Origin of the sequence: Leclercia sp. UBA5958 (assembly GCF_002430365.1) — a bacterium.
In the GTDB taxonomy this organism is placed as follows: Bacteria; Pseudomonadota; Gammaproteobacteria; order Enterobacterales; family Enterobacteriaceae; genus Enterobacter; species Enterobacter pneumoniae.
This window is the reverse complement of the sequence record NZ_DJCE01000001.1, coordinates 85,589-100,670: the sequence shown is the minus strand read 5'-3', so window position 1 is coordinate 100,670 and position 15,082 is coordinate 85,589. Positions and strand designations below refer to the sequence as shown.

At 54.2% G+C, this 15,082-nt stretch carries 15 protein-coding genes; 13 read left to right on the top strand and 2 right to left on the bottom strand.

Annotation, left to right across the window (positions count from 1 at the left end):
- The first annotated feature begins 152 nt into the window (after positions 1 to 152).
- Entirely contained in the window at positions 153 to 245 is a 93-nt protein-coding gene (yncL, locus tag B2Q93_RS00520) for a stress response membrane protein YncL (RefSeq protein WP_072039515.1), read from the top strand.
- A gap of 326 nt (positions 246 to 571) precedes the next feature.
- On the opposite strand, the gene icd is transcribed toward yncL, so the two are convergent.
- A complete protein-coding gene (icd, locus tag B2Q93_RS00515) occupies positions 572 to 1,822 on the bottom strand; it encodes an NADP-dependent isocitrate dehydrogenase (protein ID WP_040076074.1) in 1,251 nt (416 codons plus the stop codon).
- 117 nt (positions 1,823 to 1,939) lie between these two features.
- Between icd and rluE the strand changes: the two genes are divergently transcribed.
- The 8 genes from rluE (at position 1,940) to B2Q93_RS00475 (ending at position 9,748) form a co-directional block, all read left to right on the top strand.
- Positions 1,940 to 2,611, top strand: a complete 672-nt coding sequence (rluE, locus tag B2Q93_RS00510) for a 23S rRNA pseudouridine(2457) synthase RluE (protein WP_286931589.1) — start codon at positions 1,940 to 1,942, stop codon at positions 2,609 to 2,611.
- A complete protein-coding gene (locus tag B2Q93_RS00505) occupies positions 2,604 to 3,077 on the top strand; it encodes an NUDIX hydrolase (protein ID WP_207293502.1) in 474 nt (157 codons plus the stop codon). Before rluE ends, B2Q93_RS00505 begins: the two co-directional genes overlap by 8 nt.
- A gap of 41 nt (positions 3,078 to 3,118) precedes the next feature.
- Entirely contained in the window at positions 3,119 to 4,228 is a 1,110-nt protein-coding gene (mnmA, locus tag B2Q93_RS00500; protein ID WP_286931588.1) for a tRNA 2-thiouridine(34) synthase MnmA, read from the top strand.
- A 27-nt stretch (positions 4,229 to 4,255) separates the two neighbouring features.
- Positions 4,256 to 4,885, top strand: a complete 630-nt coding sequence (gene hflD / locus B2Q93_RS00495; protein ID WP_040076078.1) for a high frequency lysogenization protein HflD — start codon at positions 4,256 to 4,258, stop codon at positions 4,883 to 4,885.
- A gap of 19 nt (positions 4,886 to 4,904) precedes the next feature.
- Positions 4,905 to 6,275, top strand: a complete 1,371-nt coding sequence (gene purB, locus B2Q93_RS00490) for an adenylosuccinate lyase (protein ID WP_212477851.1) — start codon at positions 4,905 to 4,907, stop codon at positions 6,273 to 6,275.
- A 123-nt stretch (positions 6,276 to 6,398) separates the two neighbouring features.
- On the top strand, positions 6,399 to 7,070 hold the full coding sequence (gene phoP, locus B2Q93_RS00485; RefSeq protein WP_040078526.1) for a two-component system response regulator PhoP: 672 nt from the start codon (positions 6,399 to 6,401) through the stop codon (positions 7,068 to 7,070).
- On the top strand, positions 7,071 to 8,534 hold the full coding sequence (gene phoQ, locus B2Q93_RS00480; protein ID WP_046885680.1) for a two-component system sensor histidine kinase PhoQ: 1,464 nt from the start codon (positions 7,071 to 7,073) through the stop codon (positions 8,532 to 8,534).
- A 92-nt stretch (positions 8,535 to 8,626) separates the two neighbouring features.
- A complete protein-coding gene (locus B2Q93_RS00475) occupies positions 8,627 to 9,748 on the top strand; it encodes a cupin domain-containing protein (RefSeq protein WP_286778010.1) in 1,122 nt (373 codons plus the stop codon).
- Positions 9,749 to 9,795: 47 nt separating this feature from the next.
- Here the strand turns inward: B2Q93_RS00475 and pepT are convergent, their stop codons facing one another.
- Positions 9,796 to 11,019, bottom strand: a complete 1,224-nt coding sequence (gene pepT, locus B2Q93_RS00470) for a peptidase T (protein ID WP_040076112.1) — start codon at positions 11,017 to 11,019, stop codon at positions 9,796 to 9,798.
- Positions 11,020 to 11,270: 251 nt separating this feature from the next.
- On the opposite strand from pepT, the gene potA reads away from it, so the two are divergent.
- Genes potA through potD form a run of 4 tightly spaced genes read left to right on the top strand, consistent with a single transcriptional unit; the run spans position 11,271 to position 15,079 of the window.
- Positions 11,271 to 12,407, top strand: a complete 1,137-nt coding sequence (potA, locus tag B2Q93_RS00465) for a spermidine/putrescine ABC transporter ATP-binding protein PotA (protein WP_052452763.1) — start codon at positions 11,271 to 11,273, stop codon at positions 12,405 to 12,407.
- The gene (gene potB, locus B2Q93_RS00460) at positions 12,391 to 13,248 is read left to right on the top strand and encodes a spermidine/putrescine ABC transporter permease PotB (RefSeq protein WP_040076113.1); all 858 of its coding nucleotides are present in this window, start codon (positions 12,391 to 12,393) and stop codon (positions 13,246 to 13,248) included. The genes potA and potB overlap by 17 nt, the downstream gene beginning before the upstream one ends.
- A complete protein-coding gene (gene potC, locus B2Q93_RS00455) occupies positions 13,245 to 14,036 on the top strand; it encodes a spermidine/putrescine ABC transporter permease PotC (protein WP_040076115.1) in 792 nt (263 codons plus the stop codon). Before potB ends, potC begins: the two co-directional genes overlap by 4 nt.
- Positions 14,033 to 15,079, top strand: coding sequence for a spermidine/putrescine ABC transporter substrate-binding protein PotD (gene potD, locus B2Q93_RS00450; protein ID WP_286931587.1), 1,047 nt, complete (start codon positions 14,033 to 14,035; stop codon positions 15,077 to 15,079). Before potC ends, potD begins: the two co-directional genes overlap by 4 nt.
- Positions 15,080 to 15,082: the final 3 nt, after the last annotated feature.

Below are 15,082 nucleotides of genomic sequence, written 5' to 3'. Positions count from 1 at the left end.
CAGGTATTCAGTACGACATTGCTCACATTGCTTCCAGTATTTCTTGCCCACCTCGTGTGGGCTTTTTTTTATCTGTACCCGCATTGATCGTTTTAGCATTTGCTATTACGATTATTCGCACTGGTTCAATATCCCATACATAAATTGATAATATGAACGTATCTAGTCGATTCATCATTTTTATAAATGTTGTTTCAGCAGGCGCGCTGTTATGTCTGCTGTCCGCCAAATTCAACTGGTTTTAACTGAGCAGGCCCGGTGTTTACCGGGCTGTTTACATTCTTCCTCACACCTGTAACGCAGAGAGCATAAGGCTTAAAGAGGCCGTTTTGACGCGCCATTTATTAATGCAAAATCTCCTTTCCGATTATTCCGAATAATAATTTGGATAATCATAAGCGCAGCAGCAAATTCTATTACAGCCCTCAATACCACTCGCCTTGATATATAACTCAGCCGTTATCAGACTTTGCGTGGCAACCTCGAGCCGCCCGGCATAAGAGAAAAGTTTATCAAGCATAAAAAAACGGGAGCCCTTCGGCTCCCGTTCTTGTATAACCCAGTGACTGGATTACATGTTTTCGATGATCGCGTCACCAAACTCTGAACATTTCAGCAGCTTAGCGCCTTCCATCAGACGTTCAAAGTCATAGGTCACGGTCTTGTTGTTGATCGCGCCTTCCATACCTTTAACGATAAGGTCTGCTGCTTCGAACCATTCCATATGACGGAGCATCATCTCTGCCGACAGGATGATTGAACCTGGGTTCACCTTATCCTGGCCTGCATACTTCGGTGCAGTACCGTGGGTCGCTTCGAACAGGGCGCACTCGTCACCAATGTTCGCGCCCGGGGCGATACCGATGCCGCCAACCTGCGCCGCCAGGGCGTCGGAGATGTAGTCACCGTTCAGGTTCATACAGGCGATAACGTCGTATTCCGCTGGACGCAGCAGGATTTGCTGCAGGAACGCATCGGCGATCACATCTTTAATGATGATCTCTTTGCCGGTGTTCGGGTTCTTAATCTTCTGCCATGGGCCGCCGTCAATCAGTTCACCGCCGAACTCGTCGGTCGCCAACTGGTAACCCCAGTCTTTGAACGCGCCTTCGGTGAACTTCATGATGTTACCTTTGTGAACCAGGGTCACTGAGTCACGGTCGTTAGTGATCGCATATTCGATCGCCGCACGTACCAGACGCTTAGTCCCCTCTTCGGAGCACGGCTTGATGCCGATACCGCAATGTTCCGGGAAGCGAATTTTCTTCACGCCCATCTCGTCGCGCAGGAATTTAATCACTTTTTCGGCGTCAGCGGAGTCCGCTTTCCACTCAATACCCGCATAGATATCTTCAGAGTTTTCACGGAAGATAACCATATCGGTCAGCTCCGGGTGTTTAACCGGGCTTGGGGTGCCCTGGTAATAACGTACCGGACGCAGGCAAACATACAGATCCAGCTCCTGACGCAGCGCAACGTTCAGAGAACGGATGCCGCCGCCGACTGGGGTAGTCAGTGGGCCTTTGATGGCAACACGGTAGTCGCGGATTAGATCGAGGGTTTCAGCTGGCAGCCAGACGTCCTGGCCGTAAACGTGGGTAGATTTTTCACCGGTGTAAATTTCCATCCAGGAAATTTTACGCTCGCCTTTGTAGGCTTTCTCAACAGCGGCATCCACCACTTTCAGCATTGCCGGGGTGACGTCTACACCGATACCATCGCCTTCGATGAACGGGATAATCGGGTTATGAGGGACGTTCAGCTTACCGTCTTGCAGGGTGATCTTTTTACCTTCCGCCGGAACAACTACTTTGCTTTCCATTAACCTCTCCTTCGAGCGCTTCTGGTTGTTACTGATCTTATGTTAATAATTTGTAATGAGCCTCCCGATAGTACCTGAATGTCTGGCGCCATGAAAGGTCTTCGTTATTAGGCTATAATGCGGCAATTGAGAAAGCCTGAAAATACCATGAAGAAAACTTCTTTTAGAAATCACCGGGTTGAGCGATTCAGCTCACGACAAGCCACCAGAAAACCGAAAACAAACCAGCCCAAACGGGTGATTTTGTTCAATAAACCCTACGATGTTTTGCCGCAGTTTACCGATGAAGCTGGCCGCAGCACGTTGAAAGACTTTATCCCAGTTGCAGGCGTCTACGCCGCAGGCCGTCTGGATCGCGACAGTGAAGGTCTGCTGGTGTTAACGAATGACGGCGCATTGCAGGCGCGGCTGACGCAGCCCGGTAAGCGCACCGGAAAGATCTATTACGTACAGGTAGAAGGTGAACCTACCGAAGAGGCGCTTGCCGCTCTGCGTACCGGGGTGACCCTTAACGATGGCCCTACCCTGCCCGCCGGTATTGAGCGGGTGAGTGAACCGGAGTGGCTGTGGCCGCGCACGCCGCCCGTACGCGAGCGCAAATCGATCCCCACATCCTGGCTCAAAATTACCCTTTATGAGGGGCGCAATCGCCAAGTTCGTCGCATGACCGCGCATGTCGGCTTCCCGACGTTACGCTTAATCCGCTACGCCATGGGCGATTACTCACTGGATAATCTGGCCAATGGTGAATGGCGCGACGGGACAGAAAAAGGAGAAGAGAATGTTTAAACCGCACGTTACCGTGGCCACAGTGGTTCACGCCCAGGGCAAATTTCTGGTGGTGGAAGAGACCATCAACGGCAAAGCGCTGTGGAACCAACCCGCCGGTCATCTTGAAGCCGATGAGACCCTGGTACAGGCCGCCCGCCGGGAATTGTGGGAAGAGACCGGTATTCACGCTGAACCGCAGCAGTTTATTCGTCTTCATCACTGGATTGCGCCGGATAAGACCCCGTTCCTACGTTTTCTGTTTGTTATCGAGCTTAACGAAATGTGCGACACCGAGCCGCACGACGACGATATCGACCGCTGCCTGTGGGTGACCGCCGACGAGATTCTGAGCGCCACCAACCTGCGTTCACCGCTGGTTGCCGAGAGCATCCGCTGCTATCTCTCTGGTCATCGTCTGCCGTTAGAGACCATCGGCGAATTTAACTGGCCGTTTACAGAGGGTGCCATTGCCGGGGGCGCGTGATAGAATACGCCGCCTTGAAGTTCAATGTCGTGAGTATTCCAATGTCAGAAAGCCCAAAAAAAGTGATCGTCGGCATGTCCGGCGGTGTCGACTCCTCCGTTTCCGCCTGGCTGTTGCTGCAACAGGGCTATAAGGTGGAAGGCCTGTTCATGAAGAACTGGGAGGAAGACGACGGCGAGGAATACTGTACCGCGGCGGCCGATCTGGCCGATGCGCAGGCCGTGTGCGATAAGCTCGGCATTGAACTGCATACCGTCAATTTTGCTGCAGAGTACTGGGATAATGTCTTCGAACATTTCCTGGAAGAGTATAAAGCCGGCCGTACCCCTAACCCGGACATTCTCTGCAACAAAGAGATCAAATTTAAAGCCTTCCTTGAGTTCGCCGCTGAAGACCTGGGCGCCGATTACATTGCCACTGGCCACTATGTGCGTCGTGCCGATGTCAACGGCAAAAGCCAGCTGCTGCGAGGCCTCGACGGCAATAAAGATCAGAGCTATTTCCTCTATACCCTCGGTCATGAGCAGATTGCCCAGAGCCTGTTCCCGGTGGGCGAGCTGGAAAAACCCGAAGTGCGTAAGATTGCCGAAGAGCTGGATCTGATCACCGCCAAGAAAAAAGACTCAACCGGTATCTGTTTTATCGGCGAGCGTAAATTCCGCGAATTCCTTGGCCGCTACTTGCCAGCCCAGCCGGGCAAAATCGTCACCGTTGATGGTGAAGAAATTGGTCAGCATCAGGGGCTGATGTACCACACCCTCGGCCAGCGCAAAGGGCTGGGGATTGGTGGTACCAAAGAAGGCAGCGAAGATCCGTGGTACGTGGTCGATAAAGATGTTGAGAACAATATTCTGATTGTGGCGCAGGGGCACGATCATCCGCGTCTGATGTCGGTGGGGCTGATTGCCCAACAGCTGCACTGGGTCGATCGCGAGCCGGTAAAAGGCACGCGGCGTTGCACGGTGAAAACCCGCTATCGCCAGACCGATATTCCTTGCACCCTCACCGCGATTGACGACGAACGCATTGAGGTGCGCTTCGACGAGCCCGTCTCCGCCGTTACCCCAGGGCAGTCCGCGGTCTTCTACAGCGGCGAAATCTGTCTGGGCGGTGGTATCATCGAACAGCGTCTGCCGCTGATAACCGACTAATGCGTTAGCACACAGAAAGGAGTAAGTGTGGCGAAGAACTATTATGACATCACCCTGGCGCTGGCGGGAATTTGCCAGTCTGCCCGTCTGGTGCAACAGTTGGCGCATCAGGGTCATTGCGACGCTGATGCCCTGCACGTGTCGCTGAACAGCATCGTTGATCTGAACCCCAGTTCAACGCTTGGTGTCTTCGGCGGCAGTGAAGCGAATCTTCGCCTCGGCCTTGAAACCCTGTTAGGGGTGCTGAACGCTAACAACCGTCAGGGGCTGAATGCCGAACTGACCCGCTATACCTTAAGCATGATGGTGCTGGAGCGTAAGCTCAACGCCGCCAAAGGCGCGATGGACACCCTCGGCAACCGCATTGCCGGGCTGCAGCGTCAGCTCGATCATTTCGATCTGCAATCCGAAACCTTACTGAGCGCCATGGCGGGTATCTACGTGGATGTGATTAGCCCACTGGGGCCACGCATTCAGGTCACGGGGTCCCCGGCAGTGCTACAAAGTCCACAGGTGCAGGCGAAAGTTCGCGCCTCGCTGCTGGCGGGCATTCGCGCCGCCGTGCTGTGGCACCAGGTCGGCGGTGGCCGCCTGCAGTTAATGTTTTCTCGTCATCGCCTGAGCACTCAGGCAAAACAGATTCTTGCTCATTGTTAACCTCCCGGAGTTACGAATTATGGAATTATCCTCACTGACCGCCGTTTCCCCTGTCGATGGACGCTACGGCGATAAAGTCAGCGCGCTGCGCGACATTTTCAGCGAATATGGTCTGCTGAAGTTCCGCGTACAGGTTGAAGTTCGCTGGCTGCAAAAGCTGGCCGCACAGGCAGCCATCAAGGAAGTTCCTGCTTTTGACGCCCAGGCAAACGATTACCTCGATCAAATCGTTGCTCAATTCAATGAAGAAGATGCCGCACGCATCAAAACCATTGAACGCACGACCAACCACGATGTGAAGGCGGTTGAATATTTCCTGAAAGAGAAAGTGGCCAGCATTCCGGCCCTCAATGCTGTCTCCGAATTCATTCACTTCGCCTGTACGTCTGAAGATATCAATAACCTTTCTCATGCCCTGATGCTCTCAACTGCGCGTCAGGACGTGGTGCTGCCGTACTGGCGTAAAATTATTGACGCGGTGAAAGCGCTGTCGGTCGAGTATCGCGATATCCCGCTGCTTTCCCGTACCCACGGTCAGCCGGCTACCCCATCCACCATGGGTAAAGAGATGGCGAACGTGGCCTACCGTATGGAGCGCCAGTTCCGTCAGCTGGAACAGGTTGAAATTCTCGGTAAAATCAACGGCGCTGTCGGTAACTACAATGCCCACATCGCTGCCTACCCGGAAGTGGACTGGCACCAGTTCAGCGAAGAGTTCGTGACCTCACTGGGCATTCAGTGGAACCCGTACACCACCCAGATCGAGCCGCACGACTATATTGCTGAGCTGTTTGACTGCATCGCGCGTTTCAACACCATCCTGATCGACTTTGATCGTGACGTCTGGGGTTACATTGCGCTGAACCACTTCAAGCAGAAAACCATCGCCGGCGAAATCGGCTCCTCCACCATGCCGCACAAAGTGAACCCGATTGACTTCGAAAACTCCGAAGGCAACCTCGGCCTGGCGAATGCCGTGCTGCAACACATGGCGAGCAAACTGCCGGTTTCCCGCTGGCAGCGCGACCTGACGGACTCCACCGTCCTGCGTAACCTGGGCGTGGGTATTGGCTATGCGCTGATTGCTTATCAGTCCACCCTGAAGGGCGTGAGCAAGCTGGAAGTGAACCGCGACCGTCTGCTGGACGAACTGGATCACAACTGGGAAGTCCTGGCCGAGCCGATTCAGACCGTGATGCGTCGCTATGGCATCGAAAAACCGTATGAGAAGCTGAAAGAGCTGACCCGCGGTAAGCGCGTTGACGCAGAAGGCATGAAACAGTTTATCGATAGCCTGGACGTGCCGGAAGAAGAGAAGACCCGTCTGAAGGCAATGACCCCGGCGAATTACATCGGCCGCGCCATTACCATGGTTGATGAACTGAAGTAATCGCATTCCCCCTCTTTCCGTCCGGAAAGAGGGTTCCCTCCCCCGGTTTATTAAATGTTTATCCCTCTCCCAACATAATCAGCGTTAAACTATTCAGAGCATTTATTTTAGGGAGAAGCGATGATGCGCGTATTGGTTGTCGAGGATAATGCATTATTACGTCATCACCTGAAGGTTCAACTTCAGGAAATGGGTCATCAGGTGGATGATGCCGAAGATGCCAAAGAGGCTGACTACTATCTGAATGAACACTTGCCGGATATTGCCATCGTCGATCTTGGCCTGCCGGATGAAGATGGTCTGTCGCTCATTCGTCGCTGGCGCAGCCACGATGTCTCACTGCCCGTGCTGGTGTTAACCGCCCGCGAAGGGTGGCAGGATAAGGTCGAGGTGCTTAGCGCCGGGGCCGACGACTATGTGACCAAGCCCTTCCATATTGAAGAAGTCGCTGCCCGCATGCAGGCCCTGATGCGCCGTAACAGCGGCCACGCCTCTCAGGTGATCTCGCTACCGCCTTTCCAGGTCGATCTCTCTCGCCGTGAGCTCTCCATCAATGACGAGGTGATCAAACTGACCGCCTTCGAATACACCATTATGGAAACCCTGATCCGCAACAGCGGCAAAGTGGTTAGCAAAGATTCCCTGATGTTGCAGCTCTATCCTGATGCTGAGTTGCGTGAAAGCCACACCATTGATGTGCTGATGGGGCGTCTGCGGAAAAAGATTCAGGCACAGTATCCGGAAGATGTCATTACGACGGTCCGCGGTCAGGGCTACCTTTTCGAATTACGCTAAATGAAAAAAATTCTGCGTCACTTCCTGCCGCTTTCGCTGCGGGTTCGCTTCCTGCTGGCGACGGCCGCCGTGGTGCTGGTGCTCTCTTTAGCCTACGGTCTGGTGGCGTTGGTGGGTTACAGCGTTAGCTTTGACAAGACCACCTTTCGCCTACTGCGCGGCGAAAGTAACCTGTTTTATACCCTTGCCCGCTGGGAAAATAATAAAATCAGCATCGACATGCCGGAACATCTGGACCGACAGAGCCCGACCATCGCCCTGATATACGGTGAAAAGGGCCAGCTTCTCTGGGCCCAGCGAGATGTACCCTGGCTGGTGAACCGTATCCAGCCGGAGTGGCTGAGAACCAACGGATTTCACGAGCTGGAGGCAGATCTTAACGCCTCCAGCAGCCTGGTGGGTAATGACCGCTCCATGCAGCAGCAACTGAGCGAGATCCGCGAAGATGATGACGACACTGAGATGACCCACTCGGTCGCCATTAATCTCTACCCCGCGACCCTCGAAATGCCCCAGCTCACCATCGTGGTGATCGACACCATTCCCGTTGAGCTAAAACGCTCTTATATGGTGTGGAACTGGTTCGTCTATGTGCTGGTGGCGAACCTGCTGCTGGTGATCCCCCTGCTGTGGGTCGCCGCCTGGTGGAGCCTGCGCCCTATCGAGTCGCTGGCGAAAGAGGTGCGTGAGCTGGAAGAGCATCACCGGGAGAAACTTAACCCGGTCACCACCCGTGAACTGACCAGCCTGGTGCGTAACCTGAACCGCCTGCTGAAGAGTGAGCGTGAACGCTATGACAAATACCGCACAACGCTGACCGACCTGACCCACAGTCTGAAGACGCCGCTGGCGGTGTTACAAAGTACCTTACGATCCCTGCGCAGCGCGAAGCTGAGCGTGGACGACGCCGAGCCGGTGATGCTGGAGCAGATCAGCCGTATCTCCCAGCAGATTGGCTACTACCTGCACCGGGCAAGTATGCGCTCTGGCAGTGCGTTGCTCAGCCGCGAACTTCACCCGGTGGCGCCGCTGCTGGACAACCTCACCTCGGCGTTGAACAAAGTCTATCAACGTAAAGGGGTCAGCATCAGCCTCGATATTTCGCCAGAGATAAGCTTCATTGGCGAGAAAAACGACTTTATGGAGGTGATGGGTAATCTGCTTGATAACGCCTGCAAATATTGCCTCGAGTTTGTCGAAATCTCGGCCCGACAGGACGACGATCAACTTCATATTATTGTTGAGGACGATGGCCCCGGTATTCCCCAGGGTAAACGCGATCAGGTCTTCGACCGCGGACAGCGGGCTGATACCCTGCGTCCAGGCCAGGGCGTGGGGCTTTCGGTCGCGCGGGATATTGTTGAGCAGTATGACGGCCGTATCGAAACGGGCGACAGCCTGCTCGGCGGTGCCCGCATGGTGGCAATCTTTGGCCGCCAACAGCCTGGTGACCATGAGAGTTAAGCCCTCCGGGTGAAAAAAGCGAGATTCTCACGCGCAGGTGTCTGAGCTTCCGTTATAATCCGTCTCAGTAAGAGCCTGCGGAATAAAATATTATGGATTATCACTTAACACTTAACTGGCCTGAGTTTATTGAACGTTACTGGCAAAAACGCCCGGTCGTTCTGAAACGCGGCATTGCAAATTTCGTCGATCCTATCTCCCCTGACGAGCTCGCTGGCTTAGCGATGGAGAATGAGGTCGATAGCCGCCTGGTCAGTCATGAGGATGGGAAATGGCAGGTTAGCCATGGTCCGTTCGAGAGCTACGATCACCTCGGCGAGACCAACTGGTCGCTGTTAGTTCAGGCCGTCAACCACTGGCATGAACCTACCGCAGCGCTGATGCGCCCCTTCCGCGCGCTGCCTGACTGGCGGATGGACGATCTGATGATCTCCTTCTCCGTGCCTGGCGGCGGCGTAGGCCCGCATCTCGATCAGTATGACGTCTTTATCATTCAGGGCACCGGCCGTCGCCGCTGGCGCGTGGGTGACAAAGTGCCCATGAAGCAGCACTGCCCGCATCCGGATTTGCTGCAGGTCGATCCCTTCGAAGGTATTATTGATGAAGAGCTGGAGCCGGGCGACATACTCTATATTCCGCCAGGATTCCCGCATGAAGGCTACTCGCTGGAAAATTCGATGAACTATTCCGTCGGATTCCGCGCGCCAAGCGGCCGGGAGATGATCAGCAGCTTTGCGGACTACGTCCTGCAGCGCGAGCTGGGAAGCCATCGCTTTGCCGATCCGGACGTCCCTGCCCGTGAACATCCCGCTGATATCCTGCCGCAGGAGCTCGATAAACTGCGTGGGATGATGTTGGACCTGATTAATCAACCAGAACATTTTAACCAGTGGTTTGGTGAGTTTGTCAGCCAGTCTCGTCACGAGCTGGACGTTTCGCCGCCGGAGCCTCCTTACCAGCCAGACGAAATCTACGATGCGTTGCAGCAGGGCGACAAACTGGTACGCCTGGGTGGTCTGCGCGTACTGCGTATCGATGGCGAGGTTTATGTTAACGGCGAGAAGCTGGATTCACCTCACCGCCCTGCCGTGGAAGCTATCGCCAGCCATATGGTGCTGGATGCCGCACAGTTTGGCGATGCGCTGGATGACCCCTCCTTCCTGGCGATGCTCGCCGCGCTGGTTAACAGCGGCTACTGGTTCTTTGAGGACTAAGACGCGCCTGTACCGGGTGGCCATAGCGCCACCCGGACTCTTCCTGATTACCCTTTCGCCGTCAGTTCGGCAATGCGCACAATAACCCGCACCGCTTTCTCCATCCCTTCCAGGGTGACGAACTCATGCTTGCCGTGATAGTTATAGCCCCCCGTGAAGAGGTTCGGGCAAGGTAACCCCATAAAGGAGAGCTGTGCCCCGTCGGTTCCGCCACGAATGGGCTTAAGTTGCGGTTCAATATCGCAATCACGCATCGCCTGCTGGGCAATATCAAGAATGTGCGGATGTGCGACCACCTTATCCCGCATATTGTAATAACTGTCTTCAATCACCAGTTCGATATAGCAATCCGGGTGCAGCCCCTTGCCAACCTTTTTGGCGATATCCATGATTTTACGTTTACGCGCTTCAAACCCCTCGCGGTCGAAATCGCGAATGATGTAGTGCATATCCGCGCGGTCAACGGTGCCTTTAATGCTGGTGAGGTGATAAAAACCTTCATAGCCTTCCGTCTGCTCCGGGCTCTCCCCGGCAGGCACTTCGGCGTGGATACGCGCCGCCAGCGAGAGTGCGTTAACCATCACCCCTTTTGCGGTGCCTGGGTGCACATTGTTGCCCACGATGCGGATATTGACCGACGCGGCGTTGAAGTTTTCGAACTCCAGCTCCCCTACGCCACCGCCATCCACGGTGTAGGCCCATTTTGCGTTAAACGCCTCCACATCAAAATGCTTCGCCCCTTTCCCCACCTCTTCATCGGGGGTGAAGGCGACACGAATATCACCGTGAGGAATGTTTTTACCCTTCAGCACCGCCAGCGCGGTCATGATCTCGGCGACGCCAGCTTTATCGTCTGCTCCCAACAGCGTTTTACCGTCTGTCGTGATCAGGGTCTGGCCGAGCAACTGGTGGAGCACAGGGAACATGACCGGGGATAAAATCTCATCGCCGACGCCCAGGGCGATATCGCCGCCGCGATAGTTCTCCACAATCTGAGGGTTAACGTTTTTGCCGCTATAATCAGGGGAGGTATCAACATGGGATATGAAACCAATGGCCGGGATCTCACCCGGCACGTTCGCCGGTAGCGTGCCCATGACCGTGCCTTTGTCACTTAATGTCACGTTGACCAGGCCTAACTCTTCAAGCTGCGACTTTAGCAGCTGCAGTAATTTCCATTGGCCCTCTGTGCTCGGTACCTGGCGAACACCCGGCTTAGATTGGGTATCCAGCGAAACGTACTGTAAAAAACGCTCTAGTAATTTATCCATGCAGTCACCCTCACTTTTTGTGACAACATTATCAATAAGCCCTAAAACGCAAATATTGCGTCAGGTCACTTTTATCCCGCAAACGAGAATATTTTTCGTTTATCTCATCCCGTTGCTAATAAAGGTAGCTTATCGGGGAGCATCAAGGATTGGCGAATTCAATGGTTTGCCGTAGAATGGCCGCCCTCATTACGAGTCACCAAGGTGGTTACACACAAACCCCGCTGCGTTAGATAGATCGCAGCGTCGATATGGGACAGAGTCATAAATTGAATACACAACCAGGTTCACTGTCACCGCTGGTGCTTTTATCGGGCATTAATAAGAGTTTTGATGGTAAAACCGTTATCGCCGATCTTAATTTGACCATTAACAACGGCGAGTTCCTTACGCTTCTCGGCCCCTCTGGCTGCGGTAAGACAACAGTATTGCGCCTGATCGCCGGGCTGGAAAACGTCGACACCGGCCATATTCATCTTGAAAACCAGGATATCACCGACGTCCCTGCCGAGCATCGCCACGTCAATACCGTCTTCCAGAGCTACGCCCTCTTCCCGCATATGACGGTCTTTGAAAATGTCGCTTTTGGCCTGCGCATGCAGAAAACCCCGGCGCAGGAGATTGCCCCGCGTGTGACGGAGGCGCTGCGCATGGTGCAGCTGGAAGAGTTTGCCCAGCGCAAGCCGCATCAGCTCTCCGGAGGACAACAGCAGCGCGTCGCCATTGCCCGCGCGGTAGTGAACAAACCCCGCCTATTATTACTCGACGAATCGCTCTCCGCGCTGGATTACAAACTGCGCAAACAGATGCAGAACGAATTGAAAGCGCTACAGCGTAAGCTGGGCATCACCTTTGTTTTCGTGACGCACGATCAGGAAGAGGCGCTGACAATGTCCGACCGTATCGTCGTGATGCGCGAAGGTAAAATCGAGCAAGACGGCACGCCGCGTGAGATCTATGAAGAGCCGAAAAACCTCTTTGTCGCCAGCTTTATTGGTGAGATCAATAACTTTAGCGCCACGGTTATCGAACGCCTGGATGCGCAGCGCGTCCGCGCCAGCGTCGAAGGCCATGAGTGCAACATCACCGTTAACTTTGCGGTAGAAAAAGGGCAAAAGCTGAACGTAATGCTGCGCCCGGAAGATCTGCGCGTGGACGAGATCCATGACAGCAGCGACGTCGAAGGTCTGATTGGTTATATCCGCGAGCGCAACTATAAGGGCATGACCCTGGAGTCGGTGGTTGAACTCGAAAATGGCAAAATGGTGTTGGTCAGTGAGTTCTTCAATGAGGACGATCCGGACTTCGACCACTCCCTTGACCAGAAAATGGCCATTAACTGGGTAGAGAGCTGGGAGGTCGTACTGGCTGATGAAGAACACAAGTAAGTTCCAGAATGTGGTGATTGCCACTATCGTCGGTTGGCTTGTGTTGTTTGTCTTCTTACCCAACCTGATGATCATCGCCACCAGCTTTTTGACCCGCGACGATGCCCACTTCGTCAAGCTGGTCTTTACGCTGGATAACTACGCGCGCCTGCTGGATCCGCTCTATTTCCAGGTGCTGATGCACTCGCTGAACATGGCCGTGATAGCCACCCTCGCCTGTCTGGTGCTGGGCTATCCCTTCGCCTGGTTTCTGGCGCGTCTGCCACAGAAAATTCGCCCGCTGCTGCTGTTTCTGCTGATTGTGCCATTCTGGACCAACTCCCTGATTCGCATCTATGGCCTGAAGATTTTCCTTAGTACCAAAGGGTATCTGAACGAATTTTTACTGTGGTTGGGGATCATCGAGACCCCGCTTCGCATTATGTACACCCCGGGCGCCGTCATTATCGGCCTGGTTTATATACTGCTGCCCTTTATGGTGATGCCGCTCTACTCCAGCATCGAGAAGCTCGATAAGCCGCTGCTGGAAGCGGCAAGAGACCTCGGCGCCAGTAAGATGCAGACCTTTATCCGGATAATCCTGCCGCTGACGATGCCGGGTATCATCGCCGGTTGCCTGCTGGTGATACTGCCGGCCATGGGGCTGTTCTACGTCTCGGATCTGATGGGTGGCGCGAAAAACCTGCTGATTGGCAACGTCATCAAAAGCCAGTTCCTCAATATTCGCGACTGGCCGTTTGGCTCCGCCACCAGCATCACGCTGACGGTGGTTATGGGGCTGATGCTAATGGTCTACTGGCGCGCATCCCGACTGCTTAACAAAAAAGGTGAGCTGGAATGATGGGTCGACTGCTTCGCGGCGGTTTTATGACCGCCATCTATGCTTATTTGTATATTCCCATCATCATCCTGATTGTGAATTCATTTAACAGTTCACGTTTCGGGATTAACTGGCAGGGTTTTACCACCAAGTGGTATAGCCTGCTGGTCAACAACGACAGTTTGCTCCAGGCTGCGCAGCATTCGTTGACGATGGCAATCGTCTCGGCCACGTTTGCGACCTTGATTGGCTCGCTGACCGCCGTGGCCCTCTACCGTTACCGCTTTCGCGGCAAGCCGTTTGTGAGCGGCATGCTGTTTGTGGTGATGATGTCTCCGGACATTGTCATGGCCATATCGCTGCTGGTGCTGTTTATGCTGCTGGGCGTACAACTCGGCTTCTGGTCGCTGCTCTTTTCGCATATCACCTTCTGCCTGCCTTTCGTGGTGGTGACGGTTTACTCCCGTCTGAAGGGATTTGACGTGCGCATGCTGGAAGCGGCGAAAGATCTGGGTGCCAGTGAGATGGTGATTCTGCGCAAGATCCTCCTGCCGCTGGCGATGCCCGCGGTGGCAGCCGGATGGCTGTTGAGCTTTACCCTGTCGATGGACGATGTCGTAGTTTCTTCGTTCGTCACCGGGCCGAGCTATGAGATCTTGCCGCTGAAAATTTATTCGATGGTTAAAGTGGGCGTCTCGCCGGAGGTGAATGCGCTGGCCACCATTCTGTTGATGTTATCGCTGGTTCTGGTCATTACCAGCCAGCTTATTGCTCGTGATAAAACAAAAGTTCAGGGGACGTTAAAATGATGAAATGGTCACGCCACCTGCTCGCGGCTGGCGCGCTTGCTTTCGGTATGAGCGCTGCGCACGCGGACGACAGTAAAACACTCTACTTCTATAACTGGACCGAGTATGTGCCGCCAGGCCTGCTGGAGCAGTTCACCAAAGAGACCGGTATCAAGGTGATCTATTCGACCTACGAGTCGAACGAAACCATGTATGCCAAGCTCAAAACGTATAAAGACGGCGCCTACGATCTGGTTGTACCCTCCACCTATTTCGTGGATAAAATGCGTAAAGAGGGGATGATCCAGAAGATCGATAAGACGAAGCTGACCAACTTCGCTAACCTTGATCCTGAGATGCTGAACAAACCCTTCGATCCTAACAACGACTACTCTATTCCCTATATCTGGGGTGCCACCGCGATTGGCGTAAACCGTGACGAGATGGATCCGAAAACGGTGACCAGCTGGGCCGATCTGTGGAAACCCGAGTATAAGGGTAGCCTGCTGTTGACCGACGATGCGCGCGAAGTGTTCCAGATGGCGCTACGTAAACTCGGTTATTCCGGCAACACCACCGATCCGAAAGAGATCGAAGCCGCCTACAACGAGCTGAGAAAGCTGATGCCTAACGTGGCAGCCTTTAACTCCGATAACCCGGCGAACCCGTACATGGAAGGGGAAGTGAATCTGGGCATGGTGTGGAACGGTTCGGCGTATGTGGCGCGTCAGGCCGGTACCCCGCTGGAGGTCATCTGGCCACAAGAGGGAGGCATCTTCTGGATGGACAGCCTGGCGATCCCGGCAAACGCCAGGAACGTAGATGGTGCCATGAAGCTGATTAACTTCCTGCTGCGCCCGGATGTGGCCAAAGAGGTGGCAGAAACCATTGGCTACCCGACTCCGAATCTCGCGGCGCGTAAACTGCTCAGCCCGGACGTGGCGAACGATAAGACGCTCTATCCTGATGCCGACACTATCAGTAAAGGTGAGTGGCAAAACGATGTGGGCGACGCCAGCCGCATCTACGAAGAGTATTATCAGAAATTGAAAGCAGGTCGCTAATAA